This window comes from Heliomicrobium modesticaldum Ice1, assembly GCF_000019165.1.
GTDB lineage: Bacteria > Bacillota > Desulfitobacteriia > Heliobacteriales > Heliobacteriaceae > Heliomicrobium > Heliomicrobium modesticaldum.
In genome coordinates this window covers 2,035,584-2,061,876 of the sequence record NC_010337.2, presented here as the reverse complement: position 1 = coordinate 2,061,876, position 26,293 = coordinate 2,035,584, and the positions used below count along the sequence as shown (strand labels likewise).

Here is a 26,293-nt window from a genome sequence, read left to right as displayed (position 1 = left end):
TCCTTTCCTCCAGCCCTTACCCCTCCCGGGCTTCCAGTGCCTCTAGAAGTTGACGTCCGGCCATCCAAATGTTGCCCGCTCCCATGGTCAACACAAGATCGCCCGGCTTGACGAGATCCTGCAGACGACGAAGGAGTTCCTCCTTGTCGGCCGCGTAAAGGGCTTTGCGCCCGCATCGCCTTTCATAGACATCCCTGATCAATCCAGAGGATACACCGGGAATGGGTGCTTCACCGGCCGGATAGATCTCGCTGAGGACGACCACATCGGCGGCATCAAAAGCCTCGCCGAACTCGCGGTAGAGATCGCGCGTACGTGTATACCGGTGGGGCTGGAAAACGGCGACGAGCCGCCCCGGTTGCGTCTGCCTTGCCGCCGCCAGCGTAGCCTTTACCTCAGTGGGATGGTGGGCATAGTCGTCGACGACAGAAACCCCCTTGGCCTCCCCCATCCGTTGGAACCGCCGTCCAACACCGCCAAAACGGGATAGGGCAGCGGCTGCAGCTGCAAAGGGAATCCCGATCAGATCGGCGCAAGCCACCGCCGCTAGGGCGTTGCTCATGTTGTGTTCCCCCGGAACGGAAAGCATAAGCCGGCCCAACCGCTCTTCGCCGCGGAAGATGTCTGCCTGCGAACCCTTGCCTGTGCAGCTCAGATCGACAGCCCGATAATCGGCCTTCGCTTTCATACCATACGTGACCACCCGGCGGGCGGTCACCCTTTGCGCCATTTCCTGCAAAAGAGGGTCATCGGCGCAGAGCAGCAGGATGCCGTCGCCGGACAGGCGCTCCGTAAACTGGTAGAAGGCTTCCACAATCGCCTCAAAGGATTGATAGTGGTCCAGATGGTCCGCCTCAATGTTGGTGATCACCGCCATCCACGGGGAAAGCTTGAGGAAAGAACGGTCGCTCTCATCGGCCTCGGCGGCCATAAAGTCGCCCTGACCCCATTTGGCATTGCCCTCGATCTCCCGGATCTCTCCCCCGACGATGATGGCCGGATCGAGACCGCACTGTTCCAACATCAGTCCGATCATGGCGCTCGTCGTCGTTTTGCCATGGGTGCCGGCGACGGCGATCCCCTTTTTTTGCTCCATCAACCAGGCGAGCAAGTCCGCCCTGTGCCAGATCGTCAGATTGCGCTCCTTTGCCAGGCGCAGTTCCGGGTTGTCCCCTTTGACCGCCGTTGACACAACGACCACATCGACACCCGGCAGGAGATGCTCCTCCCGGTGTCCCTGAAAAACCGTAGCGCCTTGGCTGACAAGTCGCTCTGTGACGGCTGTATCGGCCAGATCAGAACCGCTCACCGTATAGCCCTGTTGAAGCATCACCCTGGCCAGGCCACTCATGCCCGTTCCGCCGATGCCGATGAAATGCAACCATGTTCCCTTCGCCAACACTCATCTGTCAGCTCCTTTCCGGGATAATACTGTACCTTGATCGCTGCTGTATTTCCGCCAGGCGAGGACTGCTTCATAGTATGGCATCCCGCCCGCGGATGCTCCTGCGCTTGTCCATATGAACAGTGAAAAAGAAGTCCCGGTTACTTCCGGGACATGACCACCCGCGAAATCTCATCGAGTATCATCGTTAGCGCCTCAGGCCTTCCGGCGCCTTTGGCCGCATTCGCCATCTTGGCGATCCGGTCCGGCTGTTCCAACAGCTCCTGCACCGCATCATGCAGGCGTTGGCCGTCCAGTTCGCGATCCATGATCACCTGCGCGGCGCCAATGGCTTCCAGACTGCGGGCATTAGCCTCCTGGTGGTTTTCCGCCGCATGGGGATAAGGAACCAGAATGGACGGCAGACCGCGGGCAGTCACCTCAGAGATAAAGGCGGCACCGGCGCGGCCGATGCAGAGATCGCAGGCGGCCAGCCCGTAGTCCATGCGATCCAGGTATGGCATTACTTTAATATTACCACATTTATCCAGGCTTATTCCGGCCGCCTTGAGTTGGGCGACCGTCTCTTCGTAGTTGACCTCCCCTGTGACGTGGATGACCTGCCGCCGCGGCTCGCCGGCCCACCGGCGAGCCAAGTAGACCATAGCTTCATTCAGACGTTTAGCGCCTCGGCTGCCGCCCAGGGCCAGCAAAACCTGCGACCCCTCCGGTAACCCGAAATAGCGGCGACCTTCTTCCCGCGTCGCCGAGAGGATTTCCGGCCGGATCGGAAGACCGGTAAGGACCGTCTTTTTTGCCTTCAGGCGTTTTTCGGCCTCCGGGAAGGTCAGCATCACTGCAGCCGCTCGCGGCGCCAGAAGTCGGTTCGTCATGCCCGGGAAGGCGTTTTGTTCGTGAATCAGCGCCGGAATCCCGGCCAGGGTGGCCGCCATGACCACCGGAAAGGCGACAAAGCCGCCTGTGCCGATGACCACGTCAGCCCCAAGGCGCCGAAGCAGCCGGTACGACTGGCCTAACCCCCTGACCGTATCGCCGATGGCCGCCAGGTTGCACAAACGGAGGCTGCGTTCCAGGCCGCGGCAGTGTACCGTCGTCAGGGGAAAGCCCTCCCGGGGAACGATGGTATTCTCCAACCCCCGTTTTCCACCCACATAGTGGATGGTCGAACCGGGAAACCGTTCCTGGAGGCCCCTGGCGATCGCCAGCGCCGGGTAGATATGACCTCCCGTTCCCCCGCCGGTGACGACAAAGACCCTTTTTTTTCGATGCATCCCCTGATTCTTCATGTTGCCACCACCGCTATCGGCTAAAGCGTGATAGGTTGATCAACAGTCCGATGCCGATCAAGGTAAAGACGAGGGAGGATCCGCCGTAGGAGATGAAGGGCAGCGTGATGCCCGTTACAGGCAGGAGCCCGCTGACGACGCCCATGTTGATGATCGCCTGCAGCCCCACCTGGACAGTCAGACCCAGGGCCAATAGGCTGCCGAAAGCGTCCGGACAAGACACCGCCGTCCGGATCCCGCGCCAGATAAGGAGGAAGAAAAGCAGGAGCACGCAGACGGCGCCGACCCAGCCCAATTCCTCGCCCAATATCGCGAAAATGAAGTCCGTATGTTGTTCAGGCAGGTAGAAATACTTCTGCTTGCTCTGACCCATGCCCGCCCCGAAGAGCCCGCCCGATCCGAGGGCGAAGAGGGACTGCAGGGTGTGAAAACCTGAATCCAGCGGATCGGACCAGGGATCGATAAACCCGGTGAGCCGCCGCATCCGGTAGGGTTCCAGGACAGCGGCGGCTAGGATCCCAAGTATACCGGCGACGCCCAGGCCAATCATATGTTGCGGCTTGGCGCCGCCTACATAAAGCATCAAATACATAGCGCCGCAGATGGCGATAGCCGTTCCCAAATCGCGCTGTAAGAGAAGCAACCCGGCGATCAACCCGATCAGGAGCAGATAGGGCCCCAAACCCCTTCTCAAGTCCTCCAGCTTATGTGGGTTTTGAGACAGTCTGTGTGCCAGAAAGATGATGACCGACAATTTCAGTAATTCAGAGGGCTGGAAGGAGGCAGGCCCCAGGTTTATCCAGCGCGTCGCCCCCAGGACCTTTTTCCCCACGCCAGGAATGAAAACGGCCAGAGAAAGGAGGATGCTGAAAATGAGGAAGTGCTTGCTAAAGGGTGCCAGTCTCCGATAATCGATGCGCGCCACCACGAACATGACCACAACCCCCGCCAGCGCCCACAGGACTTGCCGCTGAAAAAAGTAAAAGGGATTGTTGGTGGCATAGGCGGCACGGACAGAACTGGCGCTCAACACCATGATCATGCCGAATGTGAGCAGGAGAATCACGGCCAAAAAGATGGTGAAATCGGGAGCCCTCGGTTTCAGACGCATGCCTTCTCCTCCCCTCAATGGCGATTGCCGGGTCGCCTTCTGTTCCCGCCAAGATTCCGCCGTCACCGTGTTTCAGCAGGGCGGCCGATCCTTTTCAGCCCTACGATCCCGGGCCAATTGCCGGACAAGGTCCTTAAACACCTGTCCCCGCACCTCATAGTTTGGGAACATGTCAAGACTGGCGCAGGCCGGACTCAAGAGGACCACATCGCCCGGCTCAGCCATCTGCGCAGCTTCAAGAACAGTCGCGTCAAAGGTGTCTACAAGCTTGATCGCTTCGACGCCGGCTTTCCGGAGAGCGGCTTCAAGAACCGGCGCTGCCTGGCCGACAAGGACAACCGCCTTCACCCGTTTTTTGATGATTTCTGCCAGCTCGCTGAAATCGCTGCCCTTGTTCTTTCCTCCGGCGATCAGGATCACCGGCCTGTCGTAGGACTCAATCGCTTTGATGGAAGCGTCAGGATTCGTCCCTTTCGAGTCGTTCACATAGGCTACGCCCTCCACCGTTCCGACAGGCTCCATGCGGTGCTCGACCGGCTGAAAATCGATCATCGCCTGGGCGACCACAGCAGGGGCGATGCCGAGCCCCACGGTTAAAGCACAGGCGGCCAAGGCGTTTTCCACGTTGTGGGCGCCTTTGATCTGCAATCGATCGACGGCGGCAACGGCCATGTCACCCTCCGGTCCCGCAAAACGGATCATGCCACCGTCAACATAAGCGCCATGTTCCATCTTCTGCAGCCGGCTGAAAAAAAGGACTCGGCTCCGACAGTCAGCTGCCAGTGTTCGCACCAGCGGATCGTCGTAGTTGAGGACGGTGATATCCTCACTACCCTGGTTTCGGAAGATGCGCGCTTTGATGGCGCGGTAGTTTTCCATGTCGCCGTGACGGTCGAGGTGGTCAGGGGTGATGTTCAGGATCAAAGAAGCGCGAGGATGAAACTGATCGGTCGTCTCCAACTGGAAGGAAGAGACCTCAGCCACAACCCAGCGGTCAGCGGTGAGGCGCTGTGCCTCTTCCACGAGCGGTTGGCCGATGTTCCCCCCGACAAAAGGGTTCCGGCCTGCTGCCTTCAGGATGGCGCCCACCAGCGAGGTTGTCGTCGTCTTGCCGTTGGTGCCGGTGATGGCGATGAAGGGCGCTAAGGACAAGCAGTAGGCGATCTCCAGTTCCCCTGTGATGGCGAGCCCCTGTTCCTGCGCTTCCCGCGCCGGAGGCACGGTCAGGGGAACGCCGGGACTCATGACGACTTCACGGAAGCCCCCTTCCCGAAGGGACGGATAACCGCCGCCGTGAAGGACCACGCCGGCCGCTTCCAGTTCTTTCCGGAACGGCAAGTCTTCCAATGTTTTTGTATCGCAAAGGGTGACGGCAGCGCCCAAACGGGCCAGTGTGCGGGCGGCAGCGATGCCGCTTTTGCCGGCACCTACGACCAGTGTTTTGCGTCCGTCTTGCCAGCGGTTGGTCAAGGGTGTCAATCCTTTCGTTGTCGGGGGTATAGGCTCTGTTCGCTAAGAGCTTCGCGGCGGTTCGCTTACCTGCTTCGCTAAGGCGCCAAACCTTTTGGGCTGTTCTGCATGTCATGGCGCCCTTTGACGCTCCGCAGGCCGCGCTCACATTTCGCCGCACCGCTCAAATCGCTCTCAGATCCTATACCCCCTGTGAGATATTGCGGTTGGGGGTACACTATTAATCCCGCTCCGCTCAAATCGCTCAGGGAGCAAACAACCCCTACGAAACATTTGCGGTAATTTTTTAGAAACGGATGGGCATTGCAAGCAGGACGCCGAGGAAGGCGGAGATGAGGGAGGCGGCCCAGAAGGTGTAGACGACAGTCGTTTCGGGCCAGCCGCCCAGTTCGAAGTGGTGGTGCAGGGGGCTCATCCGGAAGATGCGTTTGCCTGTCAGCTTGAAGGAGGCCACCTGTAGGATCACGGAGAGGGTTTCAGCGACGAAGACGGCGCCGAGTACGGGGAGGATCAGTTCTGTCCGGGTCAGCAGGGCCAGTGTGGCGACGGCGCCGCCTAAGGCCAGTGAGCCTGTGTCACCCATAAACATACGGGCGGGATGGTGGTTGAAGAACAAAAATCCGATGCATCCGCCGGCAAGGGCGGCGGCGAAGGCGGCTGTGACATCCGATGTCCCCGCCGATGCGATGGCTGCAAAGGCGAGAGCCACCCAGAAGGTCATGCCGGCCGCCAACCCGTCGAGGCCGTCTGCCAGGTTGACGGCGTTTGTCGTTCCCACAATCAAGAGCAATGCCAGCGGGTAGTAGAGCGCTCCGGCATCCCACCAGACTTCGAATCCCGGTAGGTACAGGGATGTTCCCCGGTCGATCCCATAGACGACGCCGTAGATCAAGATCAAAGACAAGATCAGTTGGCCAGTGAACTTCTGCCAGGCCCGCAAGCCGAGGTTTCGCTTTTTTACCACTTTAATATAATCGTCAAGAAAACCGATGAGCCCAAAGCCGAGCAGACCCAGCAAGAGGACTCCCGACTGGGGCGTAAATCCGACCGTCACAAGGACGGCCATAGGGACGGCGATCAGGAAGAGGAGCCCCCCCATGGTGGGTGTTCCCGCCTTGCGCTGATGTCCTTTCGGCCCTTCCTCGCGTATGCTCTGACCGAACTTTAACCGGCGAAGGTAGGGGATCAGCCAGGGACCGATCAACAAGCCGACCGCACTGGCGACAATAAAGGCCCATACCATTTTCTGCATCGTTCACACGTTCTCCTCAGCGGCGCCGATTCGCCAGTGTATCTGCGAGGGCATGGGCCACTCGCTCCAAACGCATGCCTCGGGACGCCTTGATCAGGATCACATCGTCTTTTTCTACTTGTCCCGGCAGCGCCGCAGCGGCTGTTTCCGCGTCAGCAAAGCGGCGGATCCTTTCCGGCGTCAAACCGGCTTCGATGGCGCCGTCAGCGATGCAGGCACCGAGGGTTCCCACCGAAACCAGCAGGCCTACGCCCAGTTCGGCCGCTTGGCGTCCCACCTGCCGGTGGTATTCAGCTGCCTCGGGTCCCAGTTCATACATGTCCCCCAGGACGGCGACAAGGCGACTCGGTCCGGCCAATTCAGCGGCTGTCGTCAAGGCAGCTGACATAGCCGCAGGGTTGGCGTTGTAGGCGTCGTTGATCAAAGTGACTGCGCAATCAAAACGGCGCGTCTCCCAGCGCAGCGAAGAGAGACGGGCCTGTGCCAATCCGCCGGCTGCCACCGCAGGGTCTACCCCGACGGCCTTGGCGGCGGCCAGCGCCAAGAGGGCGTTAGACACCTGATGCCGCCCCGGCAGGGGCAGCAAAAACTCGAAGGTCGACTCCTCATACCCGGCAGCCTGTTCAGGGATAAAAACGCCCAAAGCGCCGGCGACACGTGAACCCTGTTCGCCGAGGGGTTCCACCTCCGTCGCCCAGATCGCTTGCACCGGCGCGGCTGGATTCAGGCCGCCTGCGATGAGCCCATGGGCCAACGCCTCCGGCGATGTCCCGGCATAGACGACAGGGCAGCGGCTGGACAGTGTCTCGGCCACAACCTGCCGATCCTCGCCGTTAACGACCGCCTTCCCCTTATCGGAAAGCGACTGCAGCAATTCCCCTTTGGCGCGGGCGATGGCCTCCATGCTCCCGAGCAGTTCCATGTGAACAGGGCCGATATTCGTCAAAAGGCCCACATCAGGGCGGGCGATGCGGCAGAGCGCGGCGATCTGCCCCTTGCCGCGCATCCCCATCTCCACGATCAGCGCTTGGTGCTGTTCCTGAACACCCAAGAGGGTCAGCGGAAGACCGATTTCATTATTAAAATTGCCGGGGCTTTTCATCACATCCCGTTGTGCGCCAACGGCCGCCGCCAGCAGGTCCTTCGTCGATGTCTTGCCTGTCGATCCGGTGACGGCAATGACAGGGATGGCCAGTTGCGTTCGGTAGTGGCGGGCGCAGTCCTGCAGCGCCTGCAAACCGTCATTGACGACGATCAGCCCCTGCCCCGGCCGGAGGGCCGCCGTCCAGCCATCGTCGATGCGGCGGACGACGGCGCAGGCGGCGCCAGCCGCCAAAGCAGCCGGCACAAAATCATGGCCGTCGACCTTTTCTCCGGGGAGGGCAAAAAAGACATCCCCAGGCGCCACCTTCCGGCTGTCCACAACGGCTGTGCCGGAGATGCGGGCTGTTCCGTCGCCTTCCACTCTTCCCTGCATCCACTCAGCCAGGCGGGAAAGATCAACGCCGATCATAACCCATCCCCCTCAGCCGCTCGCGGGCGATCTGGCGATCATCGAAAGGGAGCACTCTTGCGCCAACGATCTGGTAGGACTCATGACCCTTGCCGGCGATCATCACCAGATCACCCGGCTGAGCCAGCGACAGCGCCAGCGCGATGGCCGAGGACCGGTCCGGTTCGACATGGACATCGCCAGCATCCGCCAAACCCGGCAGGATATCCTCGATGATTCGCCGAGGATCTTCTGTGCGCGGGTTGTCAGAGGTGACGATGGCCACATCGCTGAGGCGGGCCACAACTGCACCCATCTTCGGCCGCTTCGTCCGGTCCCGGTCTCCGCCGCAACCGAAGACGGTGATGACCCGTCCTCGGGCCAACGCCCGGGCGGTAACAAGCACATTTTCTAAACCGTCCGGTGTATGGGCGTAGTCGACGATGACACTGAAGGGCTGTCCCAGGTCGATCCGCTCGAACCGCCCTGCCACGCCTGTCACCGCGCCCAGAGCGGCGGCGATCGCCTCGGGGTCGATCCCGACGGCCCAGCCGGCAGCAAAAGCAGCCAAGGCGTTAGAAAGGTTGAACCGTCCCGTCAGTTGCAGATTCAGGCGAACCTCCCCGCCCGGGTAAAGGACGTCGCAGGTCAGGCCGTGCGGTGTGACCGCCCAGTCACGCCCCTTGATCATGGCATCGGCCTCGATGCCGTAGGTGATCACCGGCGCCGCGCTGGCCGCGATGAAAAATCCGGCGTTGGGATCATCAGCGTTGATGATCGCCCTTTTCGGCACCCCCTGCAGGGTTGTCGCTTCAGGAGCCGATCCTGGAGAACTCGCCCCTTTGCCGCCCTTCATCTCACCTGTAAGCGCGCGAAAAAGCATCCCCTTCGCGTCCCGGTACCGCTCCAGTGTCTCGTGGTAATCGAGGTGGTCTTGTGTCAGGTTGGTGAAGAGGGCCAGATCGAAATCGACGCCCAGCACCCGCAGCTGGTCGAGAGCATGAGAGGATACCTCCATGACGACCGCGTCGGCCCCCTCATCGGCCATCTCAGCAAGCAAAGCCTGCAGGTCGAGCGATTCGGGCGTCGTATGTTGGGCCGGCCAGGCCTTGTCGCCCAGACGATTGCCGTTTGTGCCGATCAATCCGACCCGGCGTCCTTGGGCGACGAGAATCGCCTCCACAAGGTGGGTCGTCGTCGTCTTGCCGTTCGTGCCGGTCACCCCGACCATCAACATCCGAGATGACGGGCTGCCATAAAAAACACGCGCAGCCTGAGCCATGCTTTTCCGCGTTGAAGGTACACGAATCTGGAGCGCATCGACATCCACATAGCGTTCCACCACCAAGGCCGCAGCGCCGCGCCCGACAGCATCAGCGGCAAAGCGGTGGCCGTCCGTCTTTTGACCGGGTACGCAAAAAAAGAGAAAACCCGGCTGCACCCGCCGGGAGTCATAGGCGAGCCCCGAGATTTTCTGTCCGAAAAGCAGCTTTTCTCCGGCTGCGACGGCGAGCGGTTTAGTTGCACTATTCCCGGATAGACGGATGTCGCATACCTCAATATCTGCAAGGATGTGTATCAGTTCCAAGGGGCTTCCCTCCTTACGCCGATCAGCGTCAAGCCGGCAAAAAGCCGGCGGCAAACCATGAAAATTTCTATTTGTTACTAATCATCATTACCATTACAGATTATTTTCAACCGCGACGCCCTTTGATATATAGGCTTTCCGCGCTGACTACCCCTCAAGGACCGCTTTCGTCGACGGGCGCAAATTCGACGCGAACCACCGTCCCCACCGGCACCTTGCGGCCGCCCTTGACGCTCTGCCCTTTCGCCAGACCGCTCCCGACCGGTTCAAAGGAGAGACCCGCTTTAGCCAACAGATCGCCAGCCTGTTTGATCCCTTTTCCCGTCACGTCGGGGCAGATCACTTCTTCCCCTGGTGCAGCTCGGGCCGCCTTTTCATCGTCGCCGAGGTAAAGGATGACCGCAGTCTGGGGCGCCACCTTGGCACCGGGTTGAGGAGACTGATTGACGACACGGACGCCGAAGCCTTCCGTCGCGACGCTCAATCCGACGCGCATCACCCGCTGCTCCGCTTCCTCTTCGCTGAGACCGGTCACCTGCGGGACTGCGATTTCCTTCAAACCGTCTGCAGCGACCGCCGGCACCTCACCGGGAAGGACCTGGGGCTGAATCCCCAGGTGGCGCAGCACATCGGCCACGACGGCCTTGAAGATAGGCGCCGCCACCAAGCCGCCGAAATGAGGCTCTCCCTGCGGCGCATCGACAACGACGAGACAGGCGATGACTGGATCGTTGGCCGGGGCGATGCCGACAAAAGACGCCACATACTCGCCCTCCATGTAACCGCCGCCGGGCTTGATCTTCTGGGCCGTGCCCGTTTTGCCGCCCACGCGGTGGCCCTCAATGTAGGCGTTAATGCCCGTCCCCTTGGATACGACCTTCTCCAGGATCAGGTTGACCTTTTCTGCCGTCTCCTTGGATACGACCTGACGGACGACCTCAGGCTCGAAGGTCTTGATCACCGAACCCTGGGCGTCGAGGATCTTCTCGACCAGTTGAGGCTTCATCAGTTTCCCGCCGTTGGCCACCGCCGACACAGCGGTGATCAGCTGAATCGGTGTAACGGCATTCGCCTGACCGATAGACATGGTGGCCAGGTCGATCGGCTTAGCCGTCTTCTCCGGCACCAGGATGCCCGCTGCCTCCCCGTTCAGGGTGATCCCTGTCGGCTGGCCGAAGCCGAAAGCCCTCAGGTAGTTGTAAAACTTGGGGAGACCGAGATTCATGCCGATCTGGATGAAGCCCGGGTTACAGGAGTTTTGAACCACCTCGGTAAAGCTCTGGGCGCCGTGGCCGCCGTCTTTCCAGCAGCGCACGCGGCGGTCACCGACGATCGCGTAGCCGGGGTCAAAAAAGCGATCCGATTCCTTGACGGCGCCCTCTTCCAGGGCGGCGCTGGCGGTGATGATCTTGAAGGTGGAACCGGGCTCATAGGCGTCGCTGATCGCCCGGCTGCGGCGGGCAGAATCGGGATACTTGCCACGGTCATTGGGATCAAAGGTGGGACGGTTCGACATGCCCAGGATGCGGCCGGTCTTCACGTCCATGACGATGATGGTGGCGCCTTTGGGCTTTCGTTCTCGTTCGAGCTTATCCAGTTCCCGTTCTACGATGTACTGGACCGTCTCATCGATGGTCAACACGAGGCTATGCCCGTCGACAGGGCGTATAAAGACGTGTTCGGCCTGGGGCATTTCGCGGTTGCGGGCGTCATACTCGGCCACCAGCTTGCCCGGCAGACCGCGCAGATCCTGGTCAAAGTACAGTTCAAGCCCCTCCAGGCCTCGGGCGTCCGTATCGGTGATCCCCAAGATGTGCGAGGCCAGTTTGCCCTTTTCGTAATAGCGCTTGCTTTCCGGGATATAGCTGATGCCGGTCAGCTTGACTGGCGAGTTACGCAGCTGCTCGATCTTATCAGGTTCCACTTTCCGTTTGACCCAGACGAAGCCCACGTCCGGCTGCGTGATCAGCTTGAACACCCGTTCCTGATCCAGCTCGAGAACGCGTGCCAGTTCGGCGGCAATCTCTCTCCCCCGTTCCGAACCATTCACCTCTCGCGGGTTGGCGACGACAGAATCAACGCTCACCGACACGGCGAGCGAATTCATGTTGCGATCGTAAATGGTTCCCCGTTTTGCTTCCACCGGCAGAGCACGCAGGCGAACCTCCTCGGCCTTGGCCGAGTAAAAGGCACCGTTAACGACCTGAACCCAAAAGAGACGTAGGATCAGGATGCCGACCAGTACGGTGAAAAACAGGAAAACCTGTGTCGTTCGTTTACGCACCTGTACCGGTGTGGCAAACACATTATCCTCCCCTTATTTCCATAAAAACCAAAACCTCCCAGGTCAATCCCGGGAGGAACCGCCTGGACACAGGGACCCGACCTTCCACGCCTACCATTATAGGATCAATTTCTCATCAAGGGCAAGGGGGCTTCGAGCCTCAGATCAGAGCATGCCGAAGGTGATGCGTTGAAAGAAGCGCGTCACGGCGGCGGCGAAGGGGTTATCGCCCACAGGCGCCTGTTCCGGATCAGCCGCCGCCGTTTGTGTTCTGTCCTCACCAGGTTTCTCCTCTCCCTGGCTTGTGTCAGTCGCCACAAGCGTCGCCCCGGCCTTGGCAGACCCGGTCACCGCAGAGATGGCGAGCACCTTTTCATACTTTGGCCTCTGCATGCCCAACTTGCTCGTTGCCACCGCTTCCACGCGTTCCAACGATTTAAGCCGGTTCACATCTACCCGCAGGTGGTCCAAGGCATTTTTCTCTTTCGTCAATTCGGATCGCAACTGGTTCACCGTCTTGGCCTCGAAGGCCACAGCGGCGTACTGCGAAACGACGGCGAGCCCGCAGGCCATCACCAGAATTGCGGCGATGACGGCCTGACGCTTGCTTCTTCCGCTGACCTTCACTTTCGGAACGACTTTCGGCGCTTCAGGCGGAGGCGTTGCCGGCCGTACATCCTCGAAATGGTCGATCACAGGGGCGGTGGCTTGTTTCAACCTATGCTACCTCCTCGTCCTCTAGAACGACCCGCTTATCTGATTTTCTCAGCCGCTCTCAGCTTGGCGCTCTGAGCGCGGGGATTTGCTCGCATCTCCTCGTCGGAGCCGACCAGCGGTTTTTTGGTGATGATCTTCACCTTCGGCCGGTTTCCACAGGCACAGACAGGGAAATCAGGGGGGCAAAGGCAACCTCTCGCCTGTTCTGCAAAAAAGCTCTTGACGATGCGATCCTCCAAAGAATGGAAGCTGATCACGGCCAGCCGGCCGCCAGGCGCGAGGGCCTCCAACGCCGCAGGCAAGGCCTCTTCCAGCGCCCCCAGTTCATCGTTGACAGCGATCCGCAAGGCTTGAAAGGTCCGCTTCGCCGGATGCCCCCCTTCCTGGCGGGCCGCCGCCGGGATGGCGGCGCGGATGATATCGACCAGTTCGCCCGTCCGCTCCAGGGGTTGTAGGGCACGGCGCTTCACGATAAACTGGGCGATCCGTTTCGCCCACCGCTCTTCACCATAGTCGCGGAGGATGCGAGCGATCTCCCCTTCAGGCGCTTCATTGAGCAATTTGGACGCTGTCAGTGCGCTCTCAGGGTTCATCCGCATGTCAAGGGGAGCATCCATCCGGTAGGTAAACCCTCGTTCCGCCTCATCCAGTTGGTGGGAAGAAACGCCGATATCGAGCAGGATCCCGTCGATTTTCCCCGTAAGACCCAGTTCAGCGACGACAGCACCGATGTGGCGGAAATTGGACCGCACCAGCGTGACCCGGTCGCCGAAGGAGGCCAGCTTACGCCCGGCTGCCGCAAGGGCTGCCGGGTCCTGATCAAGTCCGATCACCCTCCCTCGTCCTGATAGCTTCTGCAATATTGCCGCGCTGTGACCGCCGCCGCCCACCGTTCCGTCTAGGTAGACACCTTCGGGACGCGGCTTAAGCACCTCCAACACCTGATGCAACAACACAGGGATGTGATGAAAAACCATGGGGCAACCTCCGTCCAGTGCTCAGCGACCTGTCGCCGAAAGCCGGCCCGGTCAACCTACAGGTCAAAGTCGATCAGTTTCTCGGCCACCTCTTCATAGGATGGCGCCGCTTTCTCGTTATACTTGCTCCAACGTTCCCGGCTCCAGATCTCCACGCGAGCGCCGGCGCCGATGATGACCACATCTTTTTCCAAGGCCGCATGTTCGCGCAGGTGAGCGGGAACCAGTATTCTCCCCTGCTTATCCACTTCACATTCGCCGGCGCCGGAGAAGAAGAATCGTTGAAAAGCCCGGGCGTCGGCCCGCGTGAAGGGGAGCGCCTTCAGCTTTTCTTCGAGCCGTTTCCACTCTTCCTTAGGGTATACGAACAAACAGCCATCGAGCCCCTTGGTGGCCACAAAAGCCTCACCCAGGGACTCCCGCAAGCGGGCCGGCATGAACAACCGGCCTTTCGGATCGATGGCATGCTGGTATTCCCCCATGAACATCGGCGCGTTCCACCACTTTAAACCACTTTTCTACCACTGCACACCACTTCATTCCACGTATCGCCCCTTTTTCCTGCCTAGTTTGAGGAAAAATTAGGGTGAAGATGAAAAAAGGACCCCGGTCCTGCCCCGGAGTCCCTCAAGTCCTATGCCTTTTGGCGCTTATTCCGTCTCTCCCCATCGCTTGAATAGCTGGTGTGCAATACCCGCCTGATCGAGAACCTTCCCTACCACGAAGTCGACCAATTCGTTCATCGTCGTCGGACGGTGATAGAAAGCCGGCATGGCCGGAACGATCCTCGCTCCCGCCTGGGCGAGGCGCCGCAAGTTTTCTAAGTGGATCAGGTGCAGCGGCGTCTCCCGAGGGACGACGATCAGCGGCCGTCCCTCTTTCAGCGTCACATCGGCTGCACGGGTAAGCAGATTGTCGGCGAGACCGAGGGCCATGGCGGCCACCGTGTGCATCGAACAGGGGATGACAATCATGCCTGCCGCCGGGAAGGAACCGGAGGCGATAGCGGCCCCTACATCTCGCACATCATGAAGGCGGCACCCTGCTGCGACCTCGGCCAAGGACTTGCCTGTCTCTTCCCGGAGAACGCGCTCGCCTGCCTCGGAAACGACGAGGTGGAGACCCATCCCCAGATCCTGCATCGCCTCGATCAGCCGCAGGCCGTAAATAGAGCCGCTCGCTCCCGTGATCCCCACAATCCAGTCCAAGGCCGTCATTCCCCCGTTGCTCCCATTGATTCTTAGGTTCAAATGATTTCTATATTACAAAGCCATGATTTATCGGATCTGTTCGGAGCCGTGCCGAAACCCGCCTTTACGCGCCGATGAAGCGCATATAGACTGCCTTCGCCTTGACCGGATCCTGGGTCCCCCGGATCATCGCCCGTCCGTCGCGAAAGAGCACCATCTCGCCTTCAGCCGAGGCAAACCGGAGCAGGTAGGGCGTGACCTCCACCTTCCCGGCGCCCGAAAGTCGTTCCGACATGGCCTCCAAGTCCAGTTCGGCCGGCCGGGCCGGCGTGATCTGAACGGCATTGGAACCGCAGAGCGGAGTCGCCTGCATCTCCTCCCGACCAGCGAGGAAGGGAAAGTCCCGGCGGCTGCAGGCCGGACAATCGTCCCGGCGCGCCGCGGTCAGGTCGATCAGGTCATAGCGGCTGTTCCAGAGGTCGACGGAAAAGAGCCCGCCAGCCAGTTCGTCCTCCCGTCCGGCCAGGAGCTTCATCGCTTCGACGGCCTGAAAAGCCGTGATCATCTGGATCGCCGGCGCCAGGATGCCGACCATGTCACAGGTGGGCGCCGCTCCGGGCGGCGGCGGCGAAGGGATCAGGCAACGAAGGCACGGCCCCTGTCCGGGACGGACGACCATGGCCATACCGTGGGCGCCCGTTACACCGCCGTAAATCCAGGGGATGCCTGCTTGCACACAGGCGTCATTGAGCAGATAGCGCAGGTCAAAGTTGTCGCTGCCGTCAAGGACAAGGTCTACCCCGTCCAGCAGTTGCGGCAGGTTGGCCCAGTGGATGTCGGCCACAATGGCTTCGACCTGGATCTCACTGTTGATGGCTTGCAGCTTCTGCTTGGCCGCCACCGCTTTGGGAGCCATGGCTGCCGCATCCGCCTCATCGTAAAGGATCTGGCGCTGCAGGTTCGACAATTCGACAAAATCGCGATCGACCAGCACCAATTTTCCCACACCGGCCCTGGCAAGGGTGTTGGCAAGATGAGTCCCCAGAGCACCCACGCCGGCGACCAGCACCGTCGATTGGACCAATCGACGCTGTCCCGCTTCCCCGAAGGCGCCAAAACGGATCTGTTTGATATAGCGTTCCATTTTTTATCCGCCCCTTCTCCCTGCTGTCTCAGCCAAGTTGTATATCGCCCGCCAGCTCCACTCGGCGATCCGCGCCAGCTTCTCCGGGCGGATCAGGCTGAGCCCATCCTGGGGCGTGTGGTTCCCCTCCAACCAGCTGGCCGACAGCACAGTGATCGCCGCCACCCCCTTGTCGACAAAGGGCTGGTGATCGCTGTTGTGACCACCATGCTCCTGGGGATACAGCCGCACTCCAGCCGCCTTACCCGCCTCGTCCAGGTAAGACAGCCAGGGATACTCTTCGGGAATCCAGCAGATGAAGTCGCGCTCGTCGCCGTTGCCGACCGTGTCCAGGTTGATCAGGCCGATCATATCCTCCAGCGGAATCGTCGGGTGTTCTGCGTAATGCTTTGACCCCAGCAGCCCGCCCTCTTCACCGGAAAACAAGAAAAAAGCGAGGCTGCAGCGCGGCGGCGTCTTGACGGCAGCGCAGGCGATCTCCAACAAGACAGCCACCCCAGAGGCGTTGTCGTTGGCGCCGGGGTACACCGCCCCATCCCAGGCGCCCAGGTGATCATAATGGGCTGAAAGGGCCACAACTTTGTTGCGCAGCCGGGGATCCCGCCCGGGGATGAACCCGATCAGGTTATCAGCCGTACCCCCTTCCCCGGCTCGAGGCAGGAGGCGCATGCGGCCGTTCACATTCGTCAAGGAAAACGACGGAACGGGGAAGGTTTGGAAATAGGTTCCCCCTTCCCCTCTCGGCTCGATTCCCCACTTTTCCCACAGTTGGGCTATATACTCGCCGGCCTGGAGGGCACCGCGGCTGCCGGCAAGGCGTCCCTGCCAATCCGGTTGCGCCAGCAGTGCCACATGGCTGCGCATCCGTCCCAGGTCAAGCCGCCGTTCGGGCAACACCACGGCCGGCGACTCGACCAGAACCGGCTTTTCGGCGTTCAGTTGGCGGCTGCCGAAGAAGCCTGCCAGGCCGGCGGTAACCGCCGCGAAGGCGCCCCAAAACATTCTGCGGCGGCTGATCGCCGGCGATGGCGCAGACTCAGGCGATTCGGGGAGGGCGCCGATGGCGCGCGCTCCCCCGGTCGCCGATGATCGCTCTTGCCGCAACTGTTCCAATAAGTCCGACCCCAAGGGAGGCCTGTCTCCCCAGGGGTTGCTTTTTTTGCGATTGCCGCCAATGGCCACCGGGTATGAACCCGCCTTTCCCCTACAGTGATGAAAGGACCCTCGGTATCATCCAGTTAGACACAGCGCGGCAGAAATCCTCTGGAGAGGCGCAGGAATCCTAGCCTGCTGCCTCACTGACAGCGCCGGAGGTTAGCCGCTTGACGGTGGCTCGCCGGTAAAGGGCGACCGTCTGTTCGGCGATGGTATCCCATCCGTAGCGCTCATCGACCTCCCGCAAGGCCTCGCGGACCATGGCCGCCGCCCCGTCGCGATCAGCCAGAACCTGAATAATAGCGTCCGCCAAGGCCTCGGCGTCACCCGGCGGAACCTTGAGACCGTTCTGCCCGTGGCGGATGATCTCTCCAAGCCCGCCGGTATCGCCGACGATGACCGGCGTTCCCGCCGCCATCGCTTCGAGCGCCACGATGCCGAAGGGTTCGTAGAGGCTGGGAAAGACAGCCACATCAGCCGAGGTGAGCAGGCGGTTGCGGCTGTTGTCGTCGACAAAACCGGCAAAGGTGATCTTCTCACTGACACCCAGGTCGGATGCCCGCTTCTTTAAGGTCTCCAGCAGGGGGCCTTTGCCGGCGATGACCAGACGCGCCTGCGGGCGACGACGCAGCACCGACGGCATCGCCTCCACCAGGACCGGCGAGCCTTTTTCCGTCACCAATCGTCCCACATGAAAAATCAGCTCTTCACCGGACTGGCAAAAAGCCTCGATAGGCTTGCCCTCGCCGGGAAGGGGCGCCACGTTGGCCGGATCGACGCCGTTCGCGATGGTGCAGATCTCTGCCCAAGGAGCGTCAAAGAGGAGGGAGACCTCGCGGGTCATATAATCAGAACAGGCGATCAGGCCGTCAGCGGCGGCCACCAGTTCCGCTTCGGCCCGATGGATGCTGCGCTGCAGGTCGTTCCAGAGGCCGCGCTGGCGCCCGTGCTCTGTCGCGTGGATCGTGACGACAAGAGGAACATCAATTTTACTGCGGATCTCCCGGGCCGCCAAGCCGACCAGCCAGTCATGGGCGTGAATGATCGAAGGCAGCCCCGAACCTGCTTCCGCCGTCACCCCGGTCAGAAGGGCCCTATTGAAGCGATAGACCCAATCGAAGAAACCGGCTTCCTGGGGAGCTCCGGGAACAGGCAGGCGGATGACCGTCACGCCGTCGACAACTTCGCGGTCGACGCAACCAGGGACGGCACAGGTGAACACGGTAACGGGCACACCCCGGGCGACGAGAGCCTTGCTCAGGTCGGCCACGGCCCGTCCCAGTCCGCCCACCACCCGGGGCGGGTACTCCCAGGTCAGCATCCAGACCGGTTCCGCCTTAACGAAGGGAACTGCCTGGGCGGCAGGTGTCTTGGCAAAGGAACGGTTGGAGCGGACATAATCGAGATAATCGATGTCGCTGAAGAGCGGGTGCTTCCACTTTGCCTCGGCAAGGGCTGCCTGATCGACCTTGCCCTCTCTCAGGGAGCGGGCCAGAGACCAAAAGAGTTGGAGATGTTCCTCGAACCGGCAGGTGGCGTATTGCACCGTCGTTCCCGTGTACATGATAAAAGGCCAGTCACTCGACTGGGCGAGCATCAGCTCCCTCGCTGCCTGGTTCAAGGCGCGCCTGATGTCGCCTTCGGCTTTGGGAAAGGCCTGGGCCAAGGCGACCATCTCTCTTTCGGCCCGGTGCAGGTGCCGGTAGACCCAATCGTTCTCCACACTGAGCCACACCTTGCCGAAGCCGTCTTCACCCCAGGTGCTGAAGGCGATGCGCCCCGCCGGCCCGGCTCCATGGGCTTCCCGGTAGCGGCGCGGCGTCGAGGCCACGACAGGGGAATCAGGGGAAGCCATCCGGCGCAACACCGCCTCTAGAAAATCGGGGCCTTCGTACCACCAGTGACCGAAAAGCTCGGCATCATAGGGGGAAACGACGATGGGCCGTTCTGCCATCGCGCCGCTTAAATGCTCCACCTGGGCGCAGCGGTTTTGGACGAAGTTGCTGGCGTGCAGGTTGACCTTGCCCATCGCCCAGTCGCGCCGATAAGGTTCTTTGTGATCTCCCTTTCCGGTGATGCGGTAGTACTTGAAGCCTGTATCAGCAGGCACATCCGTATCCAGGAATGGCGCCACCGTCTCAAAAGGCAGGTCGTAACCGATGTCACGGTAAAATTCGCGGTAGTCGTAGTCTCCGGGATAGCCGCTTTTTTTGTCCCAGACCTGATGTGAGGTCTCAGGATCGCGGGCGAAGGCCGACACCTGATGGCCGATCTGCAGCGGCTGGTAAAAACCGGCCGGCTCAGGCAGCGCCCGCCGGAAGGTACCGTTGTCGACGACGAAGCAGCCGATACCCTCCTGGGCAAGGATTTTTTCCACACCGGGGGCGTAGGCGCACTCAGGCAGCCAGAAGCCGTGGGGCGCCATGCCGAAGATCGCCTTGTGCTGCTCGATCCCCGTCCGGATCTGAGGCCGCCAGCTCCCTTCCGACACATAGGGCAGGAAAGCGTGGGTGGCTGCCGAGGTCCACAGGTCGAGATGGCCTGACTGAGCCAGCGATTTCCAGGCATCGGTGATCCGGCAGTTCCATTCATCGCGAAAGAGGCGCCGACAGGCCTCCAATTTTTCCTTGTACAGGGCCGATAGGGGCGCAAAGTCCTGATCGTCTCGGTTCCGTTCTAACTCCTGATCGGCGAGGGCGAGCATTTTTCCGAGATAACGCAGGTACCGCTCCTGCAGCAGGCTGTCTGTCAGCATGGCCGCCAGCGAGGGCGTCACCGACAAGGTCACCTGAAAGGGGACTTCCTCCCGACGGAGGCGCAACCACGATTCTGTGAGCGGCAGATAGCACTCAGTCAAAGCCTCGAAGAGCCAGCGCTCCTCCATGTATTCCGGCTTTTCGGGATGCCGCACATAAGGTAGATGAGCATGAAGGACCAGCGCCCAATACCCTTTAACGGACACTCGACTGCCCCCTTTCGTTATCTCCCCGGTAGAGGGAGAAGGAACTGAACGGCGCCCCCTCCTGCTCGTGACCGTCTTCCCGGTCCTGCCCATCTGCCTGCTGCTCCGCCATGTCCTCCAAGGCAACAGGCCGGATACCGCCGGAGATGGCGAGAGCGCGGCCGGGAAGCCTTTTCGCCGGCCCTGCAGGCGGAAGGTGGATCGCCGCGGAGGCGAGGATGACGACAAACTGTCCCTCCGAGGCGTTCAGGCCGATCTGGGCTCGGTAGACCTCTCCGGGGGTCACCCCGTTCACATACCAACTCTCGGCGCCTGGCGGCAGCTCGGCCACGTAGACTGTCTCCCAGCGTCCGCCGTCCTCCCGCTCGATCCGCAAGCGGCAAGGCGTATCCTCCCCGAGGCCCCAGTTATGTAAAACTCGTTTGCGCATGTTTTCTGTCAGTTCCCAATAGATGAAGATGTGGTAGGGATCGCGGACCAGCACACCGATATAGTCCTCGCCGTACCGCTCCGGCAAACTCGTGACCATCCCATCTTCCCCCTCACAATGGATTGAAATCACCATTTACCATTATAGCAAGGGATTGCACTGGCATGAGTTAAGATATCAGAAAAAGCAAAAAAAAAAAACGCCGGATTCCCGGCGGATCGGCATTCACTGGTTGACCGATTTGCGGCACTCGGCGCAGCGTCCAAAAAACTCCATCCGGTGGCCCTTGATCTCGTGGCCGCTGATCTCTTCAGCCCGCCGCACCCATTGCTCCGGCGAATCCATAAAGAGATCAAAAACGCGGTGGCAGTTCTCGCAGACGAAGTGATAGTGATTCTCCACATTGCCGTCATAGCGGGAACTGGCGCCGGCATAGATCATCTCACGGATCAGTCCTTGCTGAACCAGGGCGTTGAGGTTCCGGTACACCGTACCGAGGCTGATGTCAGGGATCTGCCGGCGCGCCTCCTGGTAGACCCAATCGGCAGTCGGATGACAGGTCGTGCCTTGAACGATCTCCAAAACGAGCGATTTTTGTCGTGTCATACGAGGTCCGATGGCGCCCACGGCAGTTTCCACCCTTCAAAAGAGGACTTAAGAATAATCTTGATATCTATTACTATTATCATATCGTGTGGGGGCGCTGCTGTCAACGGCCTATTCCTCCAGCGAGACCAGTTCGTAAGCTCGGCTGCCCAAGCCCATCTCCTCAGCGTGGCGAAGTTGGATCGTCCCATCGACCGAGGGATGGACAATGCGGAACTTGTCCACACCGGCTGCCGGTTCGCCTTGCCCTGCGTCGCCCAGTCGGCCATCACGCAAGCCCGGCGCCTGGTTGACCAGATCGTAGCAGGCCTGGTCGAGGGCAACGGGGTCATCTGAGGCGAGGATGCCGATGTCGGGGACGATGGGCGCGTCGCTCCAGGAGCAACAGTCACACTCTGGCGTCACGTCGAGGACGAAGTTGATGAAGGTCACCTTGCCCTTTTCCCGCTTTTCTTTCACCGATGCGTAGGCGTATTCCGCCATCTTCTCCTGCAACAGGCCCGCATCAGTCTTCCAGTTGACAGCGATGGCTTTATGGGGACAGGTGACGGTGCACTCGCCGCAGCCGATGCAGCGCTCTCCGGCGATGACGGCCCGTTCCCCGAGGGAGATGGCATCGACAGGGCACCATCGCAGGCATTTGCCACAGACTTTGCATTTATCGTTCACTTCAGGCTTCACATCCTGGTGCTGCACCAGTTTGCCCGAACGGGAGGCCAATCCCATGGCCAGGTTCTTGATAGCGCCGCCGAAGCCGGTCATCTCATGGCCTTTGAAGTGACTCAGCACGATCATGGCGTCGGCATCCAGGGGGATAGCGGCGATCTTGGCCTCCTTGAGGCGTTTGCCCCGGATAGAAACATTGCGGAACTCTTTCCCGTTCAAACCGTCGGCGATGATGACGGGCGCCTTCACCGTCGCGTAGGAATAGCCGTTTTCCATGGCCGTATCCATATGGTCGACGGCGTTCGAACGCGAACCCCGGTAGAGGGTGTTCGAATCAGTCAAAAAGGGGCGGCCTTCCTTGCGCCGGATCTCTTCCACGACGGCGCCAACGAAAGGCGGTCGGATCGTGGCCGTGTTTCCCCGCTCCCCGAAGTGCATCTTGACGGCCACCAGGTCACCCTTTTCGACGCAATCGACGGTTCCCGCCGCCTTAATCAACCGGCGCAGCTTGTCCACCAACCCCTTGCCGGCTTTGGCGCGCGGCGAAACAAAATAAACTTTTGTCATTTTCCGGTCCTCCTCATGAAAAAAGCAGGGTGCGCCCCCTGCTTTTTCTCTTGCTTCACTGTTCAAGTATACCCAAAGGATGCTGGTCCAATCAAGGACATGCGCAAGGCCTGCGCCGGGACGAGTCGTTCATCAACCGCAGCATTTCCCGCCCGACGCCTGACCTTCCTGTTTGATCAGTTCATCTTTGGGGGCGCCGCACTTGGGACATTTGCCAGGCTTACAGCGTTTATCGACGACCTCGCCGCACTTTGCACATTGATAAATGGCCATGTTGTCACCTCCATTTTCAGTAATGATTACTATTATGTATGAATCTATCCTATCTTGCTTTTGGTAGCTTGTCAAGGCGTATTCAAGATTTCCCCGTAATAAGCCTCGTATGCATCGATGATCGGTTCGGCGCGAAAACGGTTCACCGCCGCTTCCCGAGCCTGCCGCGCCATGACGGCGTATTCCCGTTCATTCGTCAGCAAGCTGATGGCGTAGCCAGCCATCGTCTCCACATCGCCTACCGGCGCCAAGTAGCCGGTCACACCCTGTTCGATCACCTCAGGCAGGCCGCCCGTATCGCTGGCGATGACCGGCACCTGGCAGGCCATCGCCTCTAAAGCCACCAGGCCGAAGGATTCCTTAGCTGACGGCAACAGGAACAGGTCGGCAAGGGGAAAGATTTCGGCCACGTTATCCTGACGACCCAGAAAACAGATGCGCTCCTGCAAACCCAGCGCTTCGGCCAAGTGAGCAGCAGCCAGCCGTTCAGGGCCGTCGCCAGCCAAAAGCAGCCGGCAAGGCGCCTGCTCATTGACCCGAGCAAAAATGCGGATGACATCCTCCACCCGCTTGACCGGCCGCATATTGGAGATGTGCAGGAGGATCTTCTCATCAGGGCGGGCGAAGCGGGCGCGCAAGGCCGGGTTATTGCGGGGGCGGTACTCCTCTGTGTCGACGAAATTGGGGATCACCCGGGGAAGGCGGCGCAGCCGGAAGGTCTCAGCCGATTCCTCGGCCAGGCTCCGCGACACGGCGGTCACACCGTCGCTCGCCTCCAGGGAAAAGCGGGTGATCTCATAAAACTGGGGATCGTTGCCGACGAGGGTGATGTCGGTGCCGTGCATCGTCGTCAGCACCGGCAGCCGACGCTCGCCGGCCAGCATCTGCTTGGCCAAGTAGGCCGCCGCCGTATGGGGCACGGCGTAGTGAACGTGGATGACCTGCAACTCCGCCTCGCGGGTCACCTCGACGATCTTGGAAGACAGCGCCAGCAGGTAAGGCGGAAAGCGGAAGAGCGGGTAATCGGGCGCCTCCACCTCATGAAAAAAGACGTTCGCCTCGAAGTGGGCCAGGCGAAAGGGCGTCTCGTAAGAAAAGACATGGACGCGGTGACCCCGCCTGCCCAGCTGGCGGGCCAGTTCCGAGGCGACGACGCCGCTGCCGCCGTAGGAAGGGTAGCAGACGATGCCGATGTTCATGGCCTCACTCCCACAAGGCGTCCATGCGCCCGAGACGGATGGGGCCTTCCGCGTAAAGAGGCTCCGCGAAAGCGACACCGAGCAACCCGCCCAGGTAGCGGTCCCGCGCTTCCAAAAGGGCCGGCAGGTCAGGTATATGCAAAGCCTGGCGCGCGTTCGGCTGTTCACGAAAAAACTGGCTCCGGTAAGATGCGAGGGCCGCCCGCTTCCGGTCGTAGACATCGCTCACGTCGACGCCGAAGGAAGCCGCGCCGTCAAAAATGCCGTTGACGCGGTAGGCCAGAAAACGCCGGGGCCGCCAGGGCGCCAGGTCCGGATCGCCATACTTCTGAAGGCCGCTGTAAAAGACGGCCTCTCGCGCCAGACGTCCCGCCGCCTCGTGGTCGGGATGACGGTCCGGCCCCTCCGGTGCCAGCACCAGCCTCGGACGGTAGCGGCGAACCAGATGAGCCAGCTCTTCCACCCGTTTTCGCCACTTAGCCGGATCGCCGAGGCCGCCGTCCTCCCAACGGCAGTTGATGCGCTCGCGGACGCCCAGGATGGCCGCCGCCTGCTTCGCCTCAGCGCACCGTTCCGCCACAGTTCCCCTCGACGCCATTTCCCCCTCTGTCAGGTCGGCGATGACCACCTGTAAACCCTGACTGGCAGCCAGCGCCACTGCCCCACCGGCGCCCAACTCCACGTCATCGGGGTGAGCGCCGATGGCGAGCACATCAGCCGACAACCGTTGAATCATAAAGTCTTGCACCTCCCTTTCGTCGCCCCCTTGATTGTACAAGCTTAAGGCGTGACGGCGCCGGCGATTGTCAGCATGGCTTGGAAAGCGCGGAACAGGACCGCCAGTTCGGCCTGTTCCATCACGATCCGGCAGGGGCTCTCCCGCCGGGTCAAGGGCATATAGGATACGGCGTCGGCCATGACGGGGGAAACGAAGTCCACCGCCAGCGTGTAAGGCTGTTGTGGTTGCCAGGCCCGTTTTTCATCAGACTGACGAGACGCCACCGCTTCCCTCGCCGCCGCCTCAATGCGCGAACATGCCTCGCCAGGGGTCAGTGTGCGGGCCGACTGACGCCCATAGGCCCTCTTGACGGCGACAGTCCGCAGACCTGGGAACAGTTCCAGCGCCTCCGCCACAGCCGCCGCGTCGCCCGTCACCAACCGCACCGGCACGTTGCAGGAATGGGCCAGGGCGATGTTCATGCCCAGTTCGCCCACTTCGCGCCCGTTCAGCTGTACTCGGGTGATCGTAGTGGCGCTGTACGAATGGCTCAACAGGCCGCCGCTGCCCTGCCGGGCGTGACAGCCGAGCAAAAAGGCCAGATCCCAGCCTGCGTCGATGGCGCACATCATGCCCAGGGCTTTCGGCTTGCCGCTGATCACCTCGATGCCGGGCGGCAGATCCTCCAGGCGGAGATTCGTCATCGCCTCATGGGCGTCGTTGACAACCACCTGCCGGGCGCCGGCGCTCTGGGCGCCCCGGACAGCCGCCGCCACCTCGGCCGTCATCCAGCGGCGGGCCTCCTCATAAGCCGTCCCGGATACCAACTGGGCCGGCGATACAACCCCGGCCACCCCTTCCAGATCGACCGATATGTAGACGCGCACGTCACTCCACCTCGCCTTCCCATCGCACATCCGGTTTGTTTTGCGGCGCTGCGTCGATATCACCTTTCGATTAGAGGTTCTCCATGATGCACTTGCGGCGGTGGAACGTAGCCACCTGCCGGTACCCCACAGACCAAGCCAGGTCGCGAGCCTTATCCAGGTCCCTGCCCACCTCATGGGCAAAGTGGGCATCCGAGCTGAGGATGATCGGGATGCCCACTTCAAAACAGCGCTCCAGCAGGACGCGCTGGGGATACATCTCGGCGACCGGCTTATTCAGGCCATTCGTGTTGATCTCGCAAGGCAACCCCGCCTTGCGAATCGCCTGGATCGCCTCTGCGGCCAGTTCCACGATGGAACCCTTGCTGCGGAAATTGAAGATTTTGATCAGATCCAGGTGCCCAATAAAGCTGAAGAGTCCCTTCTCCGCCACCTCCCGCACGTGATCGAAGTATGTGCGGTAGAGATCGTCCATCTCCCACCGGTCATAGCGGTCTATGAACTCCACGCAATCGAAATCCCAGTCCTCGATCTTGTGAACCGAGCCGATGACGTAATCAAAGGGATAGCGAGACGTCATCGCCCGAAGCTCAACATCGGCGTTCCGGATATAATCGATCTCCACGCCCAGCCGCACCTGCACATCGGGATACCGCAGGGCTGCCTCACAGATGGCGTCGACGTCGTATTCGTCGAGATAGCGGTCATGGTCGGCAAAACCCACCTGGGCAATGCCGCGCATCCGGGCCGTCTCCAGATAGGCCGATATCTCCTCGACCGTATGCCGCGATGTGCCATGACCCATGGCGTGAACATGATAATCGACAAGCATGATGATACTCCTTCCAATTTTCCGCCCACCCTCGCCCTGCCGGCGACAGGCTGGATGCCAAAACCATTTTACCAGAATTGCA

Annotated in this window: 23 protein-coding genes; all 23 read right to left on the bottom strand. The window is 60.9% G+C overall.

Features of this window, described 5'->3' with window-relative positions:
* Nucleotides 1-16 precede the first annotated feature (16 nt).
* Nucleotides 17-1,402 (bottom strand): UDP-N-acetylmuramate--L-alanine ligase, encoded by a 1,386-nt coding sequence (murC, locus tag HM1_RS09280; protein ID WP_012283117.1) that lies wholly within the window; start codon nucleotides 1,400-1,402, stop codon nucleotides 17-19.
* Nucleotides 1,403-1,545: 143 nt separating this feature from the next.
* Nucleotides 1,546-2,676: an undecaprenyldiphospho-muramoylpentapeptide beta-N-acetylglucosaminyltransferase gene (gene murG, locus HM1_RS09275; protein WP_012283116.1), complete on the bottom strand. Its 1,131-nt coding sequence runs from the start codon at nucleotides 2,674-2,676 to the stop codon at nucleotides 1,546-1,548.
* Between the two features lie 28 nt (nucleotides 2,677-2,704).
* Entirely contained in the window at nucleotides 2,705-3,802 is a 1,098-nt protein-coding gene (gene ftsW, locus HM1_RS09270) for a putative lipid II flippase FtsW (RefSeq protein WP_012283115.1), read from the bottom strand.
* Nucleotides 3,803-3,874: 72 nt separating this feature from the next.
* The gene (murD, locus tag HM1_RS09265; protein ID WP_012283114.1) at nucleotides 3,875-5,272 is read right to left on the bottom strand and encodes a UDP-N-acetylmuramoyl-L-alanine--D-glutamate ligase; all 1,398 of its coding nucleotides are present in this window, start codon (nucleotides 5,270-5,272) and stop codon (nucleotides 3,875-3,877) included.
* Nucleotides 5,273-5,558: 286 nt separating this feature from the next.
* Nucleotides 5,559-6,524: a phospho-N-acetylmuramoyl-pentapeptide-transferase gene (gene mraY / locus HM1_RS09260; protein WP_012283113.1), complete on the bottom strand. Its 966-nt coding sequence runs from the start codon at nucleotides 6,522-6,524 to the stop codon at nucleotides 5,559-5,561.
* A 16-nt stretch (nucleotides 6,525-6,540) separates the two neighbouring features.
* Entirely contained in the window at nucleotides 6,541-8,037 is a 1,497-nt protein-coding gene (locus HM1_RS09255; protein ID WP_012283112.1) for a UDP-N-acetylmuramoyl-tripeptide--D-alanyl-D-alanine ligase, read from the bottom strand.
* A complete protein-coding gene (locus HM1_RS09250) occupies nucleotides 8,024-9,604 on the bottom strand; it encodes a UDP-N-acetylmuramoyl-L-alanyl-D-glutamate--2,6-diaminopimelate ligase (RefSeq protein ID WP_236995009.1) in 1,581 nt (526 codons plus the stop codon). Before HM1_RS09250 ends, HM1_RS09255 begins: the two co-directional genes overlap by 14 nt.
* 154 nt (nucleotides 9,605-9,758) lie before the next feature.
* Nucleotides 9,759-11,909, bottom strand: coding sequence for a stage V sporulation protein D (locus HM1_RS09245; protein ID WP_012283110.1), 2,151 nt, complete (start codon nucleotides 11,907-11,909; stop codon nucleotides 9,759-9,761).
* A 144-nt stretch (nucleotides 11,910-12,053) separates the two neighbouring features.
* On the bottom strand, nucleotides 12,054-12,605 hold the full coding sequence (locus HM1_RS09240) for a cell division protein FtsL (RefSeq protein ID WP_041313666.1): 552 nt from the start codon (nucleotides 12,603-12,605) through the stop codon (nucleotides 12,054-12,056).
* A 35-nt stretch (nucleotides 12,606-12,640) separates the two neighbouring features.
* Nucleotides 12,641-13,582: a 16S rRNA (cytosine(1402)-N(4))-methyltransferase RsmH gene (rsmH, locus tag HM1_RS09235; protein ID WP_012283108.1), complete on the bottom strand. Its 942-nt coding sequence runs from the start codon at nucleotides 13,580-13,582 to the stop codon at nucleotides 12,641-12,643.
* A 56-nt stretch (nucleotides 13,583-13,638) separates the two neighbouring features.
* Entirely contained in the window at nucleotides 13,639-14,070 is a 432-nt protein-coding gene (mraZ, locus tag HM1_RS09230) for a division/cell wall cluster transcriptional repressor MraZ (protein WP_012283107.1), read from the bottom strand.
* A 162-nt stretch (nucleotides 14,071-14,232) separates the two neighbouring features.
* Nucleotides 14,233-14,799 (bottom strand): UbiX family flavin prenyltransferase, encoded by a 567-nt coding sequence (locus HM1_RS09225; protein WP_012283106.1) that lies wholly within the window; start codon nucleotides 14,797-14,799, stop codon nucleotides 14,233-14,235.
* Between the two features lie 97 nt (nucleotides 14,800-14,896).
* A complete protein-coding gene (locus HM1_RS09220; protein ID WP_012283105.1) occupies nucleotides 14,897-15,916 on the bottom strand; it encodes a ThiF family adenylyltransferase in 1,020 nt (339 codons plus the stop codon).
* A gap of 3 nt (nucleotides 15,917-15,919) precedes the next feature.
* The gene (locus HM1_RS09215; protein WP_148207119.1) at nucleotides 15,920-17,044 is read right to left on the bottom strand and encodes a M28 family metallopeptidase; all 1,125 of its coding nucleotides are present in this window, start codon (nucleotides 17,042-17,044) and stop codon (nucleotides 15,920-15,922) included.
* Nucleotides 17,045-17,198: 154 nt separating this feature from the next.
* The gene (locus HM1_RS09210) at nucleotides 17,199-20,033 is read right to left on the bottom strand and encodes a 1,4-alpha-glucan branching protein domain-containing protein (protein ID WP_012283103.1); all 2,835 of its coding nucleotides are present in this window, start codon (nucleotides 20,031-20,033) and stop codon (nucleotides 17,199-17,201) included.
* Nucleotides 20,023-20,562, bottom strand: coding sequence for a DUF4912 domain-containing protein (locus HM1_RS09205; RefSeq protein ID WP_041313663.1), 540 nt, complete (start codon nucleotides 20,560-20,562; stop codon nucleotides 20,023-20,025). The genes HM1_RS09210 and HM1_RS09205 overlap by 11 nt, the downstream gene beginning before the upstream one ends.
* Before the next feature lie 126 nt (nucleotides 20,563-20,688).
* Nucleotides 20,689-21,090 (bottom strand): Fur family transcriptional regulator, encoded by a 402-nt coding sequence (locus HM1_RS09200; protein ID WP_012283101.1) that lies wholly within the window; start codon nucleotides 21,088-21,090, stop codon nucleotides 20,689-20,691.
* Between the two features lie 90 nt (nucleotides 21,091-21,180).
* Entirely contained in the window at nucleotides 21,181-22,302 is a 1,122-nt protein-coding gene (locus tag HM1_RS09195) for a DUF362 domain-containing protein (RefSeq protein WP_012283100.1), read from the bottom strand.
* A 132-nt stretch (nucleotides 22,303-22,434) separates the two neighbouring features.
* Nucleotides 22,435-22,575 carry an RCKP-type rubredoxin-like domain-containing protein gene (locus tag HM1_RS09190; protein ID WP_012283099.1) on the bottom strand — a complete coding sequence of 47 codons (141 nt, stop codon included), beginning with the start codon at nucleotides 22,573-22,575 and terminating at the stop codon, nucleotides 22,435-22,437.
* A gap of 71 nt (nucleotides 22,576-22,646) precedes the next feature.
* The gene (gene bshA / locus HM1_RS09185) at nucleotides 22,647-23,774 is read right to left on the bottom strand and encodes an N-acetyl-alpha-D-glucosaminyl L-malate synthase BshA (protein WP_012283098.1); all 1,128 of its coding nucleotides are present in this window, start codon (nucleotides 23,772-23,774) and stop codon (nucleotides 22,647-22,649) included.
* A 4-nt stretch (nucleotides 23,775-23,778) separates the two neighbouring features.
* Complete coding sequence (bshB1, locus tag HM1_RS09180; protein ID WP_012283097.1) at nucleotides 23,779-24,510, bottom strand: bacillithiol biosynthesis deacetylase BshB1; 732 nt, start codon at nucleotides 24,508-24,510, stop codon at nucleotides 23,779-23,781.
* Between the two features lie 44 nt (nucleotides 24,511-24,554).
* Nucleotides 24,555-25,379 carry a M55 family metallopeptidase gene (locus tag HM1_RS09175; RefSeq protein ID WP_049754099.1) on the bottom strand — a complete coding sequence of 275 codons (825 nt, stop codon included), beginning with the start codon at nucleotides 25,377-25,379 and terminating at the stop codon, nucleotides 24,555-24,557.
* Between the two features lie 70 nt (nucleotides 25,380-25,449).
* Nucleotides 25,450-26,211 (bottom strand): histidinol-phosphatase HisJ family protein, encoded by a 762-nt coding sequence (locus HM1_RS09170; protein ID WP_012283095.1) that lies wholly within the window; start codon nucleotides 26,209-26,211, stop codon nucleotides 25,450-25,452.
* Nucleotides 26,212-26,293: the final 82 nt, after the last annotated feature.

Excerpts from the sequence above, each read along its gene's own strand:
- mraY (WP_012283113.1), bottom strand. The coding sequence starts at position 6,524 with ATGCAGAAAATGGTATGGGCCTTTATTGTCGCCAGTGCGGTCGGCTTG.
- HM1_RS09255 (WP_012283112.1), bottom strand. The coding sequence starts at position 8,037 with ATGATCGGCGTTGATCTTTCCCGCCTGGCTGAGTGGATGCAGGGAAGA.
- bshA (WP_012283098.1), bottom strand. The coding sequence starts at position 23,774 with ATGAACATCGGCATCGTCTGCTACCCTTCCTACGGCGGCAGCGGCGTC.
- HM1_RS09195 (WP_012283100.1), bottom strand. The coding sequence starts at position 22,302 with ATGACAAAAGTTTATTTTGTTTCGCCGCGCGCCAAAGCCGGCAAGGGG.
- murG (WP_012283116.1), bottom strand. The coding sequence starts at position 2,676 with ATGCATCGAAAAAAAAGGGTCTTTGTCGTCACCGGCGGGGGAACGGGA.
- HM1_RS09225 (WP_012283106.1), bottom strand. The coding sequence starts at position 14,799 with ATGACGGCCTTGGACTGGATTGTGGGGATCACGGGAGCGAGCGGCTCT.
- HM1_RS09190 (WP_012283099.1), bottom strand. The coding sequence starts at position 22,575 with ATGGCCATTTATCAATGTGCAAAGTGCGGCGAGGTCGTCGATAAACGC.
- HM1_RS09205 (WP_041313663.1), bottom strand. The coding sequence starts at position 20,562 with ATGGTCACGAGTTTGCCGGAGCGGTACGGCGAGGACTATATCGGTGTG.
- bshB1 (WP_012283097.1), bottom strand. The coding sequence starts at position 24,510 with ATGATTCAACGGTTGTCGGCTGATGTGCTCGCCATCGGCGCTCACCCC.
- mraZ (WP_012283107.1), bottom strand. The coding sequence starts at position 14,070 with ATGTTCATGGGGGAATACCAGCATGCCATCGATCCGAAAGGCCGGTTG.
- HM1_RS09170 (WP_012283095.1), bottom strand. The coding sequence starts at position 26,211 with ATGCTTGTCGATTATCATGTTCACGCCATGGGTCATGGCACATCGCGG.
- HM1_RS09220 (WP_012283105.1), bottom strand. The coding sequence starts at position 15,916 with ATGGAACGCTATATCAAACAGATCCGTTTTGGCGCCTTCGGGGAAGCG.
- rsmH (WP_012283108.1), bottom strand. The coding sequence starts at position 13,582 with ATGGTTTTTCATCACATCCCTGTGTTGTTGCATCAGGTGTTGGAGGTG.
- ftsW (WP_012283115.1), bottom strand. The coding sequence starts at position 3,802 with ATGCGTCTGAAACCGAGGGCTCCCGATTTCACCATCTTTTTGGCCGTG.